Origin of the sequence: Paraburkholderia sp. RAU6.4a, assembly GCF_050435625.1 — a bacterium.
Taxonomy (GTDB): Bacteria; Pseudomonadota; Gammaproteobacteria; order Burkholderiales; family Burkholderiaceae; genus Paraburkholderia; species Paraburkholderia tuberum.
In genome coordinates this window covers 3,263,567-3,281,600 of sequence record NZ_JBNDKQ010000002.1, presented here as the reverse complement: position 1 = coordinate 3,281,600, position 18,034 = coordinate 3,263,567, and the positions used below count along the sequence as shown (strand labels likewise).

16 protein-coding genes and 1 pseudogene are annotated in these 18,034 nt (G+C 60.6%); 1 reads left to right on the top strand and 16 read right to left on the bottom strand.

What is annotated here, in order from left to right:
• Positions 1–12: 12 nt before the first annotated feature.
• From OKW40_RS19960 to OKW40_RS19915, 10 genes are all read right to left on the bottom strand, one after another.
• Positions 13–3,330 (bottom strand): methyltransferase domain-containing protein, encoded by a 3,318-nt coding sequence (locus OKW40_RS19960; RefSeq protein ID WP_429491137.1) that lies wholly within the window; start codon positions 3,328–3,330, stop codon positions 13–15.
• 248 nt (positions 3,331–3,578) lie between these two features.
• A complete protein-coding gene (locus tag OKW40_RS19955) occupies positions 3,579–5,288 on the bottom strand; it encodes a glycosyltransferase family 2 protein (RefSeq protein WP_429491135.1) in 1,710 nt (569 codons plus the stop codon).
• A gap of 112 nt (positions 5,289–5,400) precedes the next feature.
• Entirely contained in the window at positions 5,401–6,147 is a 747-nt protein-coding gene (locus OKW40_RS19950) for an ABC transporter ATP-binding protein (protein WP_429491133.1), read from the bottom strand.
• A 13-nt stretch (positions 6,148–6,160) separates the two neighbouring features.
• Positions 6,161–6,943, bottom strand: coding sequence for an ABC transporter permease (locus tag OKW40_RS19945; RefSeq protein WP_429491131.1), 783 nt, complete (start codon positions 6,941–6,943; stop codon positions 6,161–6,163).
• Between the two features lie 65 nt (positions 6,944–7,008).
• Complete coding sequence (locus OKW40_RS19940; RefSeq protein WP_429491129.1) at positions 7,009–7,926, bottom strand: glycosyltransferase family 2 protein; 918 nt, start codon at positions 7,924–7,926, stop codon at positions 7,009–7,011.
• Positions 7,919–8,821, bottom strand: a complete 903-nt coding sequence (gene rfbD, locus OKW40_RS19935) for a dTDP-4-dehydrorhamnose reductase (RefSeq protein ID WP_429492004.1) — start codon at positions 8,819–8,821, stop codon at positions 7,919–7,921. The genes OKW40_RS19940 and rfbD overlap by 8 nt, the downstream gene beginning before the upstream one ends.
• The gene (gene rfbC, locus OKW40_RS19930) at positions 8,814–9,365 is read right to left on the bottom strand and encodes a dTDP-4-dehydrorhamnose 3,5-epimerase (RefSeq protein ID WP_429491127.1); all 552 of its coding nucleotides are present in this window, start codon (positions 9,363–9,365) and stop codon (positions 8,814–8,816) included. Before rfbC ends, rfbD begins: the two co-directional genes overlap by 8 nt.
• Positions 9,350–10,243, bottom strand: coding sequence for a glucose-1-phosphate thymidylyltransferase RfbA (gene rfbA, locus OKW40_RS19925; protein WP_429356687.1), 894 nt, complete (start codon positions 10,241–10,243; stop codon positions 9,350–9,352). The genes rfbC and rfbA overlap by 16 nt, the downstream gene beginning before the upstream one ends.
• Positions 10,244–10,253: 10 nt before the next feature.
• Positions 10,254–11,315, bottom strand: coding sequence for a dTDP-glucose 4,6-dehydratase (gene rfbB / locus OKW40_RS19920; RefSeq protein WP_429491125.1), 1,062 nt, complete (start codon positions 11,313–11,315; stop codon positions 10,254–10,256).
• Between the two features lie 369 nt (positions 11,316–11,684).
• Complete coding sequence (locus OKW40_RS19915) at positions 11,685–12,623, bottom strand: GDP-mannose 4,6-dehydratase (protein ID WP_429492003.1); 939 nt, start codon at positions 12,621–12,623, stop codon at positions 11,685–11,687.
• A gap of 211 nt (positions 12,624–12,834) precedes the next feature.
• Between OKW40_RS19915 and OKW40_RS19910 the strand changes: the two are divergent.
• Positions 12,835–12,948 (top strand): annotated as a pseudogene (locus OKW40_RS19910) (symmetrical bis(5'-nucleosyl)-tetraphosphatase); the annotation flags it as partial.
• On the opposite strand, the gene OKW40_RS19905 reads toward OKW40_RS19910, so the two are convergent.
• The 6 genes from OKW40_RS19905 to OKW40_RS19880 all read right to left on the bottom strand — a co-directional run bounded on the left by OKW40_RS19905 (position 12,936) and on the right by OKW40_RS19880 (position 17,950).
• Positions 12,936–13,598 carry a hypothetical protein gene (locus OKW40_RS19905; RefSeq protein WP_184069180.1) on the bottom strand — a complete coding sequence of 221 codons (663 nt, stop codon included), beginning with the start codon at positions 13,596–13,598 and terminating at the stop codon, positions 12,936–12,938. The pseudogene OKW40_RS19910 and the gene OKW40_RS19905 sit on opposite strands and share 13 nt — an antisense overlap.
• Before the next feature lie 363 nt (positions 13,599–13,961).
• On the bottom strand, positions 13,962–14,117 hold the full coding sequence (locus OKW40_RS19900) for a GtrA family protein (protein WP_429491123.1): 156 nt from the start codon (positions 14,115–14,117) through the stop codon (positions 13,962–13,964).
• A complete protein-coding gene (locus OKW40_RS19895) occupies positions 14,080–14,382 on the bottom strand; it encodes a GtrA family protein (RefSeq protein WP_429491121.1) in 303 nt (100 codons plus the stop codon). Before OKW40_RS19895 ends, OKW40_RS19900 begins: the two co-directional genes overlap by 38 nt.
• 74 nt (positions 14,383–14,456) lie before the next feature.
• Positions 14,457–15,197 (bottom strand): SDR family oxidoreductase, encoded by a 741-nt coding sequence (locus OKW40_RS19890; protein WP_429491119.1) that lies wholly within the window; start codon positions 15,195–15,197, stop codon positions 14,457–14,459.
• A complete protein-coding gene (locus OKW40_RS19885; protein WP_429491118.1) occupies positions 15,194–16,522 on the bottom strand; it encodes an FAD-binding oxidoreductase in 1,329 nt (442 codons plus the stop codon). Before OKW40_RS19885 ends, OKW40_RS19890 begins: the two co-directional genes overlap by 4 nt.
• Before the next feature lie 3 nt (positions 16,523–16,525).
• The gene (locus OKW40_RS19880) at positions 16,526–17,950 is read right to left on the bottom strand and encodes a UbiA family prenyltransferase (RefSeq protein ID WP_429491116.1); all 1,425 of its coding nucleotides are present in this window, start codon (positions 17,948–17,950) and stop codon (positions 16,526–16,528) included.
• Positions 17,951–18,034 lie beyond the last annotated feature (84 nt).

Genomic DNA, 18,034 nt, shown 5'->3' with positions numbered 1-18,034 from the left:
TCACGATCTCAATTAGTCAACCTGGAACAACGCGAACGAAGCTTCATCGATTGTCTTGCGCAATCCGATCGACTCCAGCATCTCCCGGAAACACTGAGCGACCTTGCCGACCGAGAACTCGGCATGCGCGACGTGGAAGCCGGCCTCGGCCATGGCCTGCCAAAGAAACGGATCTTCATGCAGCCGAACGATTTCGTTCGCGATCTGCTGGGCCGTCTCGCCCTCGAGGATATGCTGACCAGCAATCAACCCCATGCCTTCGCTTGCCACGCTGCTCAACACGCACGGCACGCCATGAAGCAGGCTGGATACCACTTTGCCCTTTACACCCGCACCGAAACGCAAAGGCGCGACGGACAATCGAACGTGATCGAGCACGGTCGCAAGGTCTTCGACGAAGCCGACGATCCGGACGCCGTCTTGCGGCGCATCGAGTGCGGCGATTTCAGGGGTGACATTGCTTCCGACGACCTGCAATTCGATATCCGGCACCTGTTTGCGGACGAGCGGCCAGATCTCGTCGACGAGATACTTGACAGCATCAATGTTCGGAAGATGGGCAAAGCCCCCGACAAAGACGACACCGCGGCGTTGTTCGAAAGTTGTCGGCGCCCGCATCGGCAGGCGCGGAATCGGAATTCGATGCACGTTCGCGCTCGGAATCAATCGTTTGACGATGTCGAGCTCGAAATTGCTGACCACCGTCGTTGCGTCTGCAACGCCTATTGCGTGCAATTCGGCGCGGCGTACCTCCAGGGCCTTATCCAAAGCGCTCCCGGAGCGTTGGTGAATGGCGGCACGTTCTTCCCGGAGATAGTGCAGATCGACAGTGCTGAAAACGAGCTTCGCCCGCGGGGCGACGCGACGGACCGTATCGACCAGGTGGGTAGCCACGCTGATTCGCTGCAGCATCACGACGGTGGCAGCCGCGGCCTCCTGCTTCACCAACTGCTGAAGCGATACCATGCCCGCTGCGACGAGAACCCGGAATCCCCAGCGTCGAAGCAGGTCGGCATGATCATCCTCCTGGCTTTGCTCGAACGCCGCGATGAAGCACACCTCATAGCCAAACGCCTGGAAAATGCGCATGTACCAGAACAGGTCCGCGGAGCCGGAATCCTGGTTGGGCTTGGGAATGAACGCGTCGACGATGACGATCTTTGGTCGGATCGCAAGCGGCAGTACGTCTCTGGAATCCACATAATTCGCGAAGTCGGCCTCGAAGCGCTCGCGCAACTGCCAGCGCTGTTGAGCGTCCTCCCAGCTCTCGCTTTGCGGCGCTGGGATCGTCATCGCGTCACGCACGAACGAGAATCTGGCGAATGGCTGGCAGTAGGTGCGCGCGCCCGCTTTTGCGAGGAGCAAAGCAAGCGACGCGAAACCCGTCGCAAACGGCGCCTCCGTGCCCACTTCAGAGGCAACCTTTGACCAGACGTCGTTGCGGATCATGACGATCCCTGGCGACGCCGCCGATACACGCATGACAGACGCTACCCGCGAATCATCGGCAGGAAGTCCTTGAAGGTTTCCATCCAGTTGGCCTTGCCATGAAACCCCCGAGCCCGCAGCGAAGACGGTCCCGTCGTCCCGAAGCAGCAGGCCGGTAACCGCGCCCGCATCGGGGAAGCGGTCGAATGCTTCCACCATCGCTTCAAGCCAACCCGGAAACGGCGCGAGGCGGTCGGACATCAACACCAGGAATTCGCTATCCACAGATCCGATCTGGTCACGGATATGGGTCAACGACGACGTTGCACGAGTTCCGTGCTTCACTTCCACGTTGAATTCCGGCTTCAGCGGTAAATCTGCATCCGCTATCACTTGCACGCGCGTGGCAACGTTTTGCACGGTCGCACTCAACAAGCGGACATTCGTGTCAAGCGTAGCCGAATCGGCGGATGCAATGACGGCGATGGTTACGCGAGGTTCATCAGATGTGCGAAAGGGTATGAATTTCGCATCCCGCCAACTGCTATCGCGGCGGGTCGCGAGGCGTTTCGCGTTCGACCGTGCCGGCGCGTGAGCACCTCCACGACCCAGCAATACGTGCGCCCTCGCCTTGACCTGCCGCAGCACGTGCCGGGTCATGAAGCGCACTGGCTTCGTCATGCGCCAGGAGATGGAGGAGCGAATCCTGTCGATTTCCACCTGGAGTGCCCGGTTTCGCGTCCGCAACATATTGACGACATCGGTGTCATCCGGCGTCGCCAATTCGAAATCTTCGTTGGCCGAATCATCGAGCGCAGACGTGTCACGCTGAAATGCTGCGGCTACCCGAGCGAGGATTTTCTGCTGTCGCGCGAATTCCTCGTCGCGCCGCTCTCGCTCCAATCGCATCTGATCGAGTTCGCCGTCGCGGCGGATGATTTCCTGGTTCAGTCGAACCGCCTCTGCGGTCAGTTTGCCAATCTCCGCGTCTCGCGACTGCACAGCCTCGGTCAAGCGAACCGTCTCCGACGTCAGATGGCCGATCTCATCGCCGCGGTGCAACGTCTCGGTGATGAGACGAGTAACTTCAGCGGCGTGTTGCGCGAGCTCTTCGTTGCGTGCGCCGTCATAGGCCGCGAACGATAGACTGCCATCAAGAACACTGTCGTCGTCGACGGGAAGTGCGCCATTGGATGCCAACGCGACGAAATATACCGGCTCACGCAGCGAGTCAGTGAGCTCATAGCGCTCGTCACCGACTTCCGACCAACAGCCGAGATTGCGCGCTCCGCTACGATCTTCGCTGAGAATCAGCGACCCCGCGCTAGCTCTCTGGCCATAGAGCGCAATGTTCGCAAAGCCGCCACGCAAAAATTGAACGAACTCATCGCGATTCAACTCGCAGACGTGATATGGATTCGGGACCGATCCAGTAGGGGAATACACCGGCGCGTTAGGCGTGGAGATGACGAGCTTTCCATCGGGACGCAAGACTCTGCGCACTTCGCGCATGAATTGTTCGTGCTCGCGAAAGTGCTCCAATGTCTCAAATGATGTCACGACGTCCACCGACGAGTCGGGCAGTGGCATCGCCGTGGCGCTGCCCTGCTCGAAGCGGAGATTGTCGCCGACGTAGTTGGCCTTTGCGGCACTCACGCAGCCTGCATCGATATCGACGCCAACCACGGAGCCCGCAACTTGCGCGAGCATGGCGGCGCCATAACCCTCTCCGGACGCAATATCAAGAACATCCTTGCCGGCACAGAACTGCGCGGCGAATAGGTATCGGTGCAGGTGCTCGTACTGGATGGCTCCAGATACAGATGGCAGATACCGCTCACCGGTAAATTGCGTGCCATTGGATGGACGCCTGAAGCGCAAGCTCCGAACTGAACTGGTCATAAAAATACCCTAACTTCGGCTGATACCGCCAACGAAAACGATGACTTGTCTTGCCAGGCGACGCTCACGCCCCTAGCCTTGGTTACTGCACCGACGACAAGCGCCTCCGACAGCGGCGTTTACTCGGTCGACAAGCCCCGGCGAAAAGCGAGCGCCGCTCTGACCAGAATACGTACTAAGAAAACTGCTCGATACGCGGCGGAAACGCCAGCGAAAACGCCGGACCATTGTCCAGCGCGAGATTGGGGTTATAGAACGGATCCTTGCTGACTTCCGATCCCCATCGCCCCCGCATCCAGTCGACGTTCGCGCTTGAACCGGGTCGCCTTGGCGGCGGTCGCATCGCTACCGCGCGACGCTGACTCATGATGATAGAGGTCCGCATACGGAACATATAGATTCCGGTATCCGGCGGCTCCCAGTTTCAGGCAGAAATCGACGTCATTGAACGCGATGGCCAGGTGCTCCGCGTCGAGGCCGCCGACTTCGTCGTAGAGCGACTTTCTGACGACCAGACACGCCGCGGAGACTGCCGACACCTGCTGCGCCAACACCGCGCGGCAGAAGTAGCCTCTCTGCCCTCGAAGCAGCATGTGATGCATGTGTCCGGCCAGATCGCCGAGCCCCATCAGTACGCCGCCGTGCTGCAGCCGATCGCCCGGATACCATAGCGCGGCGCCGACCGCGCCGGAGTCGGGCAGCGCAGCATAGCCAACCAGCGTGTCGAGCCAATCCGGCGACACGATTTCAATATCGTTGTTCAAGAGGCAAAGGATCGATCCGCGCGCGCGTTTCGCCGCCTCGTTGTTCAACGCAGAGTAATTGAACGGTGCGTCGATGCGCACCACCGAGATGTTTGGGTCCTTCGCATACTGTGCCAACAAGCTCAATGCACGCGAGTCGGCGGAGCCGTTGTCTACGATCAGGACTTCGTAGTGTTGATACTGCGTTCGGCCGCGCAACGTGTCGATGCAGCGGGCGAGCAGCTCCGGCTTGTCGCGAGTCGGAATGATGATCGACACCAAAGGGGCCGGAGAGGGCACCGCATACGTCACGCGAAGCATCGTCGAATCCGGATACAACAGTTCGACTTTCCCAGGGAGCCCGCGTCGCTCCAGGTGCTCACGCACTGCGCGCAGCGCCGCATCGCGTGTGTACGGCTTGCTTGCCACAGCTCGCGAGGTGCTCGACGCTGTGATGCGCCAGTGGTACAGAACGTGAGGCACGTGCACCACTGCTTCATGCCCGGCGATGTCAACGCAGCGCAGAACGAGATCGTGGTCCTGGCTGCCTTCGAAGCCCGGACGGAAACCTCCTGCCTGTCTGACCAGATCCGCTTCAAATACGCCCAGATGCGAGAACATGTTCTGCCCGAGCGCTAGCGCTGGATTCCAGTCGGATTTGAAGTACGGCTCCATCCGTTGGCCATTGGGTGCGAGCTTGTCTTCGTCGCTGTACAACATGCGCGCCGACGGATATCGCTCCAGATACATCGCGACCATGGCGAGCGCATGCTCGGGCAGAACATCATCATGATCGAGGAGCGCGACGAACCGGCCGGACGCAAGCGCAAGCGCATCGTTACTGGCCCGGCAAATGTGGCCGTTGTCATGCCGACGTACAACTTTGATGCGGGCATCGCGTTGCGCATATTCCTGCAACACCACCGGGACGTGCGGCTCAGTGGAAGCATCGTCGGCAATGCAAAGTTCCCAATGCGGGTAGATTTGCGCGAGCACCGAGTTGATCATCGCCCGCAAATAAGTTTCGGGCGTGTTGTAGACAGGGACGATGACGGAGATCAACGGAGCATCCCGCAGCGCGCCGACTGCCTTCGCGAGGCCTTCGCGCACAGAGTCATCGATCAAGTCGTATTGCTGGATCCAAGCCTGGTAATCGTTCGCGTCAGCACGGACGAGCCGGCTGTATAGCCCCGACACGCCCTCGCGGCGCAGCATCGCTATCGCTGCGCACAATGCCGGCACCAACCCGCCACGCAGTTGTCCGCTTTGGCGAATTGCATGCAACACCTTGCGTGGCAGATGAACGACCCCGGTGGCTCGCATTCGCTCACACCTGCGCTTCATACGCGGCGACGACTTCCTCCATCGGACCGAAAGCCCGAACGCGCCCACGTTCCATCCATAGAGCCTTATTGCAGACCTTGCGGATCTCGTTGTTCGCGTGCATTGCCAGTACTACGATTTCCGCGCGGCTGTGCAGATCAGCAAGGCGCCCTTCGGCCTTGTGCATGAACGACGCATCTCCCACCCCCATCACTTCGTCGAGAAGAAGGATCTCCGCATCGACCGCAGTCGATACGGCAAACGCCAGACGCACACGCATGCCGCTCGAATAAGTGCGCATCGGAAGATCAAGGTAGTCGCCAAGTTCGCAGAATTCCGCAATCGAATCCTGCTTTGCGCGGATCTCCGCATCCGACATGCCGAGAAGCAAGCCGCGCAAGCGGATGTTTTGCATTCCCGTGGAATTCTCGTCCATCCCGAGACCAATATCGAGGAGCGGCACGATCTTGCCGTCTCTCTCGACAGTTCCATAGGTCGGCGCATAGATGCCTGCCATCATGCGCAACAGCGTCGATTTGCCAGCGCCGTTGTGACCGATCAAGCCGATCCGGTCACCGCTTTCGAAGCGAACATCGACATTGTCGAGCGCGCGAACCACGATCACACCATCGCTGCCTTCGGCGATCGCGTTCCTGCGCCCCATTCGCATCACCTTCTTCTTTAGCGAGCGACCTTGCACGTCATAGATGGGCAAATCGAGCGTCACGCCCTTGAGTTCGATGAAAGTCATTACCTATCCCTTCTTAAATCCAGTATGCAAGACGCTTTAGGTAACGCCCCGTCAATGCCAACGCGAGGAACCAGCCGACCACCGCCATCGAGCCCGTCACAGCCCAGGTCAATGCACTCGGTACCTGACCGATGAGCGGATCACGCACCAGATCGATCATGTACGCAAACGGATTGAATTCGACAACGAACGAAAAACGGGTCAGCGAATGCGGGCGGAAAATGATCGGCGTCACGTAGAACGCGATCTGCATAAACGCCCCGATGATTTGCGGCAAGTCACGAAATCGAGCCGACAGCAAACCTGCCACCATCGCGATCCAAAGGGCGTTGACCATGTAAAGAATCAGCGCAGGAATGAAGACAGGCAGGGTTTCCCAACTCTGGACGCCAAAAATGCCGAGCAGCAGGATAACAATCAGGAAGTTGTGCGCAAGAATCACGAGATTGCGCCACACCACCTGAAGCATATAGATCAGCTTCGGCGTCGACGTTTGCCGAATATATGCACTGCTATTGATATACGCACTGCTGCCTTCAATGACGATTTGCGAGAAGCTGCCCCACATCACGAGGCTGATCGCAAGGAATGGCAGGTAATCGCTCATCTTCTGCCCGAAGAGCGTGCCGTACACGACGCCGAGAGAACCGATCATGACCCCCATGCTAATGGTCAGCCAGAACGGTCCAAGCCGCGAGCGAGCGTATCGCTGCCGGACCTCAAGCCAGCCCAGCAAGGTCCACAATCGCCACGAGGCGACGCTATCTTTCAGATCAACAAGTACCAGGTTAAACATTATCGAGTTTCAGTTTTATGCGTTAACGGTTGCCGCGTAACGCGTGGTCATGCGGCAGAACAATGTCATCGCTGATTCAAAGGCCCCATACGTCCAGTCAAACCGTGCCAGATGCCGATCATCGCCATGCGCACATGTTCGAAACGCGGCTGGAGGAACAGCCCATAAATGGCGAGGCGAAACGGGAACTTCACAATCTCTGTCGACTTCCAACTCCATGGGATGTAACTGCGTTTGATCAGGGCCACTGCATTACGAAAGAGGTAGTAGTGACGCACCGGGCTGTGACTCGGATAGGGGCGCCCGAAAATGCGCACCGGTTCGCCGCCCAGTTCGTGCGCGAGCCGCAAACCGGGTGCGCCCAGCACCGCATAACCCTTCGAACGCGCCCTGATACACCATTCGAGATCAACGAAATCGATGAACAATGCATCTTCCATCGGACCGATTTCGCGCCACACGGCCAGATTGATGCACGAGCCCGAACTGATCAGAAAATCGACATCGACCGGACGGGTACCCACGGGCGGCACACGCCGCAGTTTCAAATAGCCGAAGCGCACGAATGGCGCAACGCCGCCGAGCCGCGCATCTTCGTAGGCGGGGCCGATCAGCGCGACCTGAGCACCGCGGCCAAGCTCGGCGTCGAGCAAGCGGGGCAACCCTTCCAGCAATTCGGTCGACGGCTCGCTATCCTGATCGAACAGCAATGCCGAGGTGCAACCCGCCGCCATCAGCCGCTCGATGCCCTGATTGAGCGCCGTCGCGATACCGAGGTTCGCGCTGTTGGCGACATAGTCGATGCGGGCGTTCAATCCAAGCGCCGCTGGCGTGGACGCGCTCTCGGTGTTGTCGACGACCACGCACGGCCACACCTGTGCGAGTCGATTCGCGCGGCTCACGCAGGCGTGATCCGGTCGATAAAACACGATCACGACACCGGCTTGCTCCCGACGCGACGAATACTGGTCCAAGTTACTCACTCAGGCACAGCTTCAGCGCATCGGCCCAGTCCGGCAAACGCAATCCAAATGCTTCGGTCAACTTGTCGTGCGACAGCCTCGAATTGGCCGGACGCCTCGCAGGCACCGGATAGTCGCTCGCCGGAATCGGCACGACATTCGGCGCGCGTTCGCCCAGCGCGTTCGCGAAGATCGCCTCCGCAAACCCGTGCCACGATGTCGCGCCGGCCGACGTGAAGTGATAGACACCGGAACGCCGGGCCCACCAATCCGTGCGATCGTCCGCCGCCAGAGCTTGCGCAACGATATGCGAGGTTGCCGTGGCGATGGTTTTCGACCACGTCGGTGCGCCGATCTGATCGGCGACCACCCGCAACTCGGGACGCTCGCTGCCGAGCTTCAGCATCGTCAGCAGGAAGTTCTTGCCGCGCCGCCCGTATACCCAGCTGGTCCGGAGAATCAGGTGCGAGCAGCCGGTCGCCGCGATCGCCTGCTCGCCCTCGAGCTTGGTCAGCCCATACACGTTTTGCGGATTGGTCGGGTCGGTTTCGACATAGGCGCCTTCCTTGGTGCCGTCGAACACGTAGTCGGTCGAGTAATGGACCAGCGCCGCGCCGCTGCGCGCCGCCTCCTCCGCAAACACACGCGGCACTTCGGCATTAAGGCGGCCCGCGGCATCGACGTCCGTCTCCGCTTTGTCGACCGCGGTATAAGCGGCCGGATTGACGATGAGCGACGGCTGCAACTCGCGCACGACCGTGCGCACGCGCTCGAGATCGGACAAATCGAGGATCGAGCGATCGCAAGCGACGACCCGCCCCAGACCTTGCAACGAGCGCAGCAGTTCGAATCCGACCTGCCCATTCACCCCCGTCACCAGAATCGTCGGCTCAGGTTTCACGCTTACCTCACGCATAGACTTCAGCATCGCCCAACCGCTTGCCCGCCGCATCCTTGGCCGCGAGCAGCGGCTCGAAGTCGACCGGCCATTCGATACCGATCTCCGGATCGTTCCACACGATGCTGCGCTCGTGCTCGGGAAACCAGTAGTCGGTGGTCTTGTAGAGGAACTGCGCCGACTCCGACAGCACGACGAAACCGTGCGCGAAACCGGGTGGCACCCACAGCTGCCGATGGTTCTTGACCGACAGCGTCACACCGACCCACTTGCCGAAGTTCGGCGAACTCTTGCGGATGTCGACGGCCACGTCGAACACCTCGCCCTCGACCACGCGCACGAGCTTGCCCTGCGCGTGCTGGATCTGATAATGCAGACCGCGCAGCACGCCCTTCGCCGAACGCGAGTGATTGTCCTGAACGAACTCTACGCCCGTCTCGACCTTCTCGGCAAATTCGAGCGCATTGAAGCTTTCGAAGAAGAAGCCGCGCGCATCGCCGAACACCTTCGGCTCGATGATCTTGACTTCGGGCAGCGCGGTAGCGGTTACCTGGATGGCCATGCGACGTGATCCGTGAGAATGTTTTGCAGGTATTGCCCGTAGGCATTCTTCGCTAGCGGTTTGGCGAGCGCGAGCAGTTGCTCGCCGTCGATCCACTGACGCCGGTACGCGATCTCTTCCGGACACGCGACCACCAGACCCTGGCGCTTTTGCAGCGTTGCGATGAAGGTCGCGGCTTCGATCAGCGAGTCGTGCGTGCCGGTGTCGAGCCACGCATAACCGCGGCCCATGATCTCGACGTTGAGCGCCGCGTTCGCGAGGTAGCGCGAGTTCACGTCGGTGATTTCGAGCTCGCCGCGCGGCGACGGCTTGATGTCCGCGGCGATGTCGCAGACCTGCTTGTCGTAGAAGTACAGACCCGTGACCGCGTAGTTCGAACGCGGCCTGGCGGGCTTTTCCTCGATCGACAACGCGCGGAACTGCTTGTCGAACTCCACCACGCCGTAACGCTCCGGGTCCTGCACGTGATACGCGAACACGGTGGCGCCGTCGGTCTGATCGTCGGCGCGTTCGAGTTGCTTCGCGAGATCGTGGCCGTAGAAGATGTTGTCGCCGAGAATCAACGCCGACGGATCATTGTTCACGAACTCGCGGCCGATGATGAAGGCCTGCGCGAGTCCATCCGGCGACGGCTGCACCGCGTACCGGATGTTCATGCCCCACTGGCTGCCGTCACCGAGCATCGCCTCGAAGCGCGGCGTGTCCTGCGGCGTGGAGATGATCAGCACGTCGCGAATACCCGCCACCATCAGCGTGGACAGCGGGTAGTAGATCATCGGCTTGTCGTACACCGGCAGCAGCTGCTTGGAGACGACGTGCGTGATCGGATACAGGCGGGTGCCCGAGCCGCCCGCGAGAATAATGCCTTTGCGCGCCATTGCCGTGCCTTTACGCGCGCTGCGCGTAGTTGGTCTCGACCCACTTCCGGTATTCGCCCGAAGCGACCTCGTCGACCCATTGCTGGTTGTCGAGATACCACTGGACCGTTTTGGCGAGCCCCGTCTCGAACGTTTCCGCCGGCTTCCAGCCGAGTTCGCGCTCGAGCTTGCGGGCGTCGATCGCGTAACGGCGGTCGTGACCCGGACGATCTTTCACATAGGTGATCTGGTCGCGATACGAGCCTGCCGCCTTCGGGCGCTGCTGGTCGAGCAGGTCGCACAGCGTGTGCACGACCTCGAGATTCTTCTTCTCGTTCCAGCCGCCGACGTTGTACGTCTCGCCCGGCGTGCCGCGCCCGAGCACTTCACGGATCGCGCTGCAGTGGTCGCCGACGTACAGCCAGTCGCGCACGTTCTGCCCGTCGCCATACACGGGCAGCGGCTTGCCGCCGAGCGCGTTGGCGATCATCAGCGGAATCAGCTTTTCGGGGAACTGGTACGGGCCGTAGTTGTTCGAGCAGTTGGTGGTCAGCACCGGCAGGCCGTACGTGTGGTGGTAGGCGCGCACGAGGTGATCCGAACCGGCCTTGGTCGCCGAATAGGGGCTATTCGGCGCATAAGGCGTCGTTTCGGAGAACTGCGGATCGGTTGCCGACAGCGAGCCGAACACTTCGTCGGTCGACACGTGCAGGAAGCGAAACGCGGCGCGCTCCGCAACGCCCAGCGTGTTCCAGTAGCTGCGCGTCGCTTCGAGCAGCGTGAAGGTGCCGACGACGTTGGTTTGCACGAAATCGGCCGGACCGTGGATCGAGCGATCCACATGGCTCTCGGCCGCGAAATGCAGCACGGCGCGCGGCTTGTGCTCGGCCAATAGCGTATCGAGCGCGGCGCGATCGCAAATGTCGACGCGCGCGAAAATGTGTTTGGGATTGCCCTGTAGCGACTTCAGCGTGCCCAGGTTGCCGGCGTAGGTCAGTTTGTCTACGTTGAGCACCGCTTCGTCCGACGCATTCAGCCAGTCGAGCACGAAATTAGCGCCGATAAAGCCGGCACCGCCCGTTACCAGGATCATGTAATTCCCTTGTCGATGTGAGTGACAGGCGGCGAAGAGCTTGCGACCTGTTCACCCCGCGTGGTGTCCGTTTCTCTGGTCGTCCGTCGCGTTCCCCGGAGAGTGGACACTCAGACGCCAATTTTATTAACCGCCCATTATAAAGCCGCCCAGTGCAAAAACCAGAACCCTAACAACTTGAAACAGCTTGACAGAATTCGTTGCCGTTGGTCTGTGGAAAGGGGCTTTTCGGTGCGGTTACGCGCATTTTTGGCGCTTGTAATGATATGCGCCACATACTGTGCGGCGCGGCACGGAAAGAGTGGGAAACGAAGAAGAACGGCGAAAGCGTCATGAAAGGCCGCAAACGCGGCCCTTCGGTGCAGACCGTCAGGCGGTTGCTCGCGCGAGCGCGCTCAGGCCCGCGAGCATCCAGCGCAGCGTATCGATGAAAGGGATCGACTCGACCGCCGGCACCAGCGAATGCAATTTGGCGGGCGAACCGGCAAGCATCTTGACGTCCGTTTGCCGGACAAAGGCGGGATTGACCTGGACTTCGATGTCGTGACCGGTGAGTTCGCTCGCGGTCGTGAGGATTTCACGCAACGAATACGGCGCGCCGGTGCAGACGTTGACGATTTCGGCGGCGACATTGGAGTCGAGCAACGCCTCGTACGCGCTCGCCACATAACGCACGTCAGAGAAGTCGCGCGCGATGTCGATATTGCCGAGTTCGATCGATGCCGCGCGCCGCGCGAAGTGGCTGACGATCTTCGGCACGAGGAAGTTCACCGCCTGGCCGCGGCCGGTGTAGTTGAACGGCCGCACGATCAGGATCGGCAGGCGGTCGAACCATGTGCGCACCAGCGCTTCCATGGCCGCTTTGCTGGCCGCGTAATGATTGACCGGCATAAGCGGGAAGCTCTCGTCGATCGCGGCGCTGCTGACGTTGCCATACACGTTCGCGCTGCTTGCGATCAGCAGTTTGCGCGGCACATGGCCGATCGCGGCACAGGCTTCGAGCAGGTTCTGCGTGCCGATCACGTTGACGCGATAAAAGTCGAGCGGATCGTTGTGCCCCACGAAGCTGATCGCGGCCAGATGCACGATGAAATCGGGCCGCACGGTGTCGAGCACGCGCCGGCAGTCTTCCGGTGAGGTGATGTCGAGTTTGACGCGTGTCGGCCTGTCGGGCTCGTCGCGGCCGGACACCGCTTCGATCACGGTATGGCCGCGCCCGGTCAGCTTCTCGACCAGATAGCGGCCGGTAAAACCGTTCGCACCGGTGACGAGCGTGCGAAATGATTGCTTCGCCGCGGAAGACGGCATGCTGGCTTCGTTCACGAGAGAGTCATCCTGTTGTTGTATTGGAATCGCGCGCGGTCCATGCGTGGCTGCCGCCGTGCCGTGTTACGGCGGTGTTCCACCCGCGTCCCGCAACGTGATCGCGCGATACCCGAACCCCAAACGGGCTATTATGTCACGCTAGGTTGCCGCGCTGCGCAGCACGGCACGCGCCTTGCAACGCCTCGCGTATCGAATCGCCTTGATTTCCTCTATGACTCCGTCCACCGCTTCCAACACGTCTGCTCCCCTCGTCCCTCTTGCTTTCGGCGATCTGCAAGGCTGCCGCGCACCGTTTCAGCAACTGCTCTGCATGCCGAACAGCAGCGAGGAGCCCAGGTAGATCTGACTCGAAAGACTCAATAGCGTCAGCGCCAGCCACAGAGACCAGACGGGTGCAGCGACACCTGCGAAAATCCGGCGCCCAAGCACTAACCCCGCGATCAGGACCAGCAGCAACAGACCGAGTCCGAGGTATTGATAACCTTCGTACTGTCCCGCGGTGCCGGTCGGCAACGGCGAGACATACATCGACGTATTGTGTCCGTTCGCGCCGAGCGGGTTGATGAGCGCGTTCAGGTTCATCGAGGAGAAGCCGAAACCGTAGCTGTCGCTGCGGAAATCCTGGAAATAGCCCGCCACAAACATTGCCGACAGCATGACGACGAGAATCATGCAAGCCTGACGTGCAACGAACCGCAGCGTCGCCGTGTCGACGCGATAGTTGCAAGCACGCCACTGCGCCAGAACTGCCATCAGCACGAGAGGCGACGTGAAGTAGAAGTGCGTGAACGGCGAAAAGAGGACTAGCGCGAGAAAGATGCGTAACCGACCGGTAGACCTCATTGATGCCGAAAGAAGCGTGCCCCAACCAATGATAATCAGAAAATGCGGCAGCAGGTTGAGGTGGCCAATCCGGTAGTAAAACGTGGGCAGGAGCCCGATCAACAGCGTGCCCAAGAACGCGCACACCGACGAGACTGCGTGCTGCCTCAGCGCCCAATAAATCGCCCACAACTGCAGCAGCGCGCACAGGCAGATCCACGCGCCGTATGTCTGCGCGGACCGGGCCGAGGAACGGCCCGAGCAACTTCGTGACGATCGCCAATAGCAGGTTGCCGTCCATGAACACGATATTCGTGCCGACAGGAAAATCGCTCGTCCCGATATGTCCAAGCGGAAATTGCCACGGCGCGCTACGGAACAGGTTGATTGCGGCCAGGTCCCGCCGGTAGTCCCCGATGTACAACCATTCGAGTTGCGAAGGACGCAAGGCCGACAGGCGGCGACGATTCGGATGCGGGGCCGCGCTGTGCGCCCGCCTCACGAAAAAACGAATCGCTTGTCGAGTTGGTATTTCACTACATAGCCGATCGTGAGGCCAATGGCGCCGCCGACGAAACGCGCTGGCTCGGAATGAAAGATGGCGTCCGCTCCGAACTCAAATCCCCAGAAGATGACCGTGGTCGCCACGCCCATCAACGAGTACAGGAAGAAAACTCGCCACGCCATGCGAAATATTCTTGTGGCGGTAGCGAAAGATCCAGATCTTGTCGAGTACGAACTTCAGCACGAGGCCGCCTCCGGTGCCGACCAGCACCGAGAGCATCACGTCGAAACGGCCGCCATAAGCCATCAGCGACAGCTTTTGCAGACCGATGTTCGCGACGATGGACAGCGCCGCGAAGAGCGCATAAAGGACCACGAGGTGGGGCGTGGCGAGTGGTTTGGCCGATGAATTCACGGTATCGATGCGTTGATGTATCGAGTGCCGGAAACGGTCGGCCTTCGCGAGCGCGACAGGCCGACCGCCTTCCATTACAACGACAGACGGTTATAGATGCGGCGCGGAATCGATCGAATGATGAGCATGATGCCCGCCCAGAACCACGGGGTATACAGCACGTCGCGGTGACGCGACACGGCTTTCACGATGTCGGCGGCCACGGCTTGCGGCGTCGCCACGAGGGGCTTTGGCAGCGGCAGGCCCTGCGTCATCGGCGTGGCGACGAAGCCCGGCTTGATCGTCACCACATGTGCGCCGACCTTCTTCAGGCGCGCATTGAGCCCTTCGCAGAATGTGGCCAGTGCGGCCTTCGCACTGCCGTACAGGTAGTTCGATGGCCGACCCCGATCCCCTGCGACCGAGGCGATCACCGCCAGGGTGCCGCTGCGCTGCTGCTCGAGGATGTTCGCGAAACGCGTAAGCAGTGCGATCACCGAAACGACGTTCGTCGTGAATTCGCGCACCGCGACGGCCGCGTCGCGCTCGCATTCATGCTGATCGGGCAAGGTGCCCGGCGCAACCAGCACGATGTCGATGCTGCCGAGGGCGCTCTGGCATGCCTGCACAACGGCCGCGTGCGCATTCAGATCGTCGATGTCCAGATGGTGGCAGGTGACGAGCTCGGCGCCGCGCGCCTTCAGGTCGTCTGCAGTTTCCTGAAGGCGCCGCGCGTTGCGGGCGACCAGCGCGAAGCGCACGCCCGGCCCATTCCATGCACGTGCACAGGCCGAAGCGATGGCCGAAGTTGCACCAATGATCACAATGTTCTTCATAAGCGAGTCGTTCGCTCCCAAAATCGAGAAAGCAATGCAGGGTCCCTCAGTGCCTCCAGATCCGTCCAACGGGGGTAGGCTGCGCGAAAATCGTTCCCCGACATGTGCGCATCCTTTGCCGGATAGAGGCGTCCACCGCTCTCGCGGACGATCGCATCGAGTGTGTCGAACAGGCGCTGGTTCGACGCCTCGCGCTGCGGGAAGTCGAGCGCAAGGGAAGTCCCCTCCCGCGGAAAGGAAAGCCACCCCGGCGACAAAAGATCACCGCAGCGCTTGAGCACGGCGAGGAACGAGCCGGTGCCGCTGCGCGAAATCGCATCGAGCACTTCGCGTATAGCTTCGCGTGCGCAACTCGGCGGAATCACGCATTGATATTGCTGGAAGCCGGAGCGGCCATAAACCCGGTTCCATTGCAACAGCGCGTCGAGCGGATAGAAATAGCTATCGTATCCGACCTTCGCCTTTATCTCGCCCGCAACCTGGCGGCGATAATACGCCTCATTGAGCACGCGCAGCGTCACCTTGTTGAACACGGGGACTGGTGAGACGATCGGAATCGTGTGCTTCTTGCGGCGCTCGACTGCGAGCGGCCCTTCCGCCGCATGGTCGCCGACCATGAAGATGCCACGTCCGAGCGCCGCACCGCGGCTTTGGCAATCGATCCATGCGACGCTGTATTCATGAAGCGGATCGAGGCGCTCGGACAGGACAAAGAATTCGTCAACGTTGTCGAAGCGGATGCTCGATACATCCATCAAGCTCGTGCGGATCGGCATGAGTTGAATCTCAACCCAGGTAATCAGTCCCGTGAGCCCCAGTCCGCCGATGGTCGCGCCGAAAAAATCAGCCTCTGCGCCAGCCCCGTCCCCAGGGGTACATTCGTGCTCGCTGCCATCGCTGCGCAGTAGGCCGAAGCGGCGCACGTAGCGGCCGAAGGTACCTCGCACGTGATGATTCTTGCCGTGAACGTCATTGGCCACGGCTCCGCCAAGCGTAACGTACTTGGTCCCCGGCGTGACCGGCAGCATCCAGCCGCGCGGAATCGCGAGCTCGAGAATCATTTCCAACGTTACGCCCGCCTCCGCGCGCAACACGCCGCTCGCGGTGTCGAAGTTGATCAGACGATCGAGGCCGCGCATGCACACGACATGGCCCGAAGACGCGAGACAGCTGTCGCCATAGCTGCGGCCCTGGCCAAATCCGAGCGTCGTGCCGCTATGTGAAGCGGCCGCGCGCCACGCCGTTACTACTGCGTCGCGCCACGCGGGTGTGTGCGGATTCTGCGGTGCATACGGATAGAGCCCCCAGGACTGAACGTGCGCCATCTTCTAGATCGCCAACCAGAAAACGACGGCGCACAACCCGATTACAACCCAACTACCACGATCCTTGGCGGCGAAAACGACAGGATCGTCATGCATGTGACCACGATGGGCGATGATCCAGATACGGCTTACCCAGTAGAGTAGAAGCGGGCAGGCAAGCCAAATATATTGGGGATGGCGATACAGCAAACGTGTATTGTCGTCCTGGATATAGAGCGCCAGCACCAGCACCGACAGATAGCCCGCAGCCGCACCGAGCGATGAGACGAGCGACAGGTCACCCGCCATATATCCCCGGCCCCGCGACTTGACGAGTCCGCGCGCCTGCAGCAGATGCAGTTCGGCAAACCGCTTGACGAGGGCGAGGCTCAGGAAGATGAACATCGAGAAGGCGAGCAGCCAGAAGCTCAGTCGCGCGTCGATGGCCGCGCTCCCCGCAACGATGCGCGTAGTGTAGAGGCAAGCGAGCGCCACCACGTCCACCATGACTTGCTTCTTCAGATAGAACGAATAGGCGAGCGTGAGCGCGTAGTACGCGAACAGCACCAAGGTAAATCGGATGGGCAACAACAGGTGGGCGATACAGAATCCGATCACCATTAAAACCGGAAATAATATCGCGCCCTGCCATAGCGGCAAGGTCCCTGCCGCGAGCGGGCGCCGACGCTTGGTCGGGTGATGCCGATCGTCCTCGAGATCGAGCAGGTCGTTCAGCAGGTAGACGCTCGACGCGCACAGCCCGAACGAAACGAAACCGAAGACGGCCGCGGCGAGCAGATGCATCGACGATACCTCGTGCGCAGCCAGCAGCGGCAAGAATATGAGCAGGTTCTTGAGCCATTGATGCAGCCGCAATGACTTCGCCCAAACCTTGGTACGCGGCGGACGCGTCTCGATGACGTTCTCGACATTACCTTGCCTGCGCGCGACCCGCTCGACTCCTACCGACGGATTGACCACGTAGGCACGGTCGGCGGCCTGCCACACGGCGATGTCCGCGTGCGAATTTCCGGCGTAGTCGAAGCCCTTTTCGCTGAATTCGGCGACGAGCCGATCGCGCTTGTTGCGCGAGCTCAGATTGACGTTGCTATTGGTAGCGAAGGTTTGGTCGAACAGACTCAGGTGATCGGCAATCGCGTACGCGAAGCGCTCATGGCTCGCGGTGGCGAGGACAAGACGGCGCCCGGCCGCGCGTTCCTGCTTGAGCCATTCCAGCACCTTCTCGTCATAGGGCAGCACCGTCACGTCGATATCGGTCGTCTCAGCGAGACGGGACTTGAGCCCTGGCTTGCCAAAGCGCATCAGCCAAAGCAGCGGCTGATAAAAACGATGAGGCGCGGCCTTGAAAAACGCAAAGACGGATTCGATCAGAACGTCGGAGCGCATCAGCGTTCCATCGAGATCGACTACGAGGGGCTTTTGGCTCATTTGAATGGCCTTGAATTCCGAAAAATGTGAATGAGCAAAAGTCTGCTCCGCTCCTCGTGACATTGAATGATGGCAGTAAGTGAC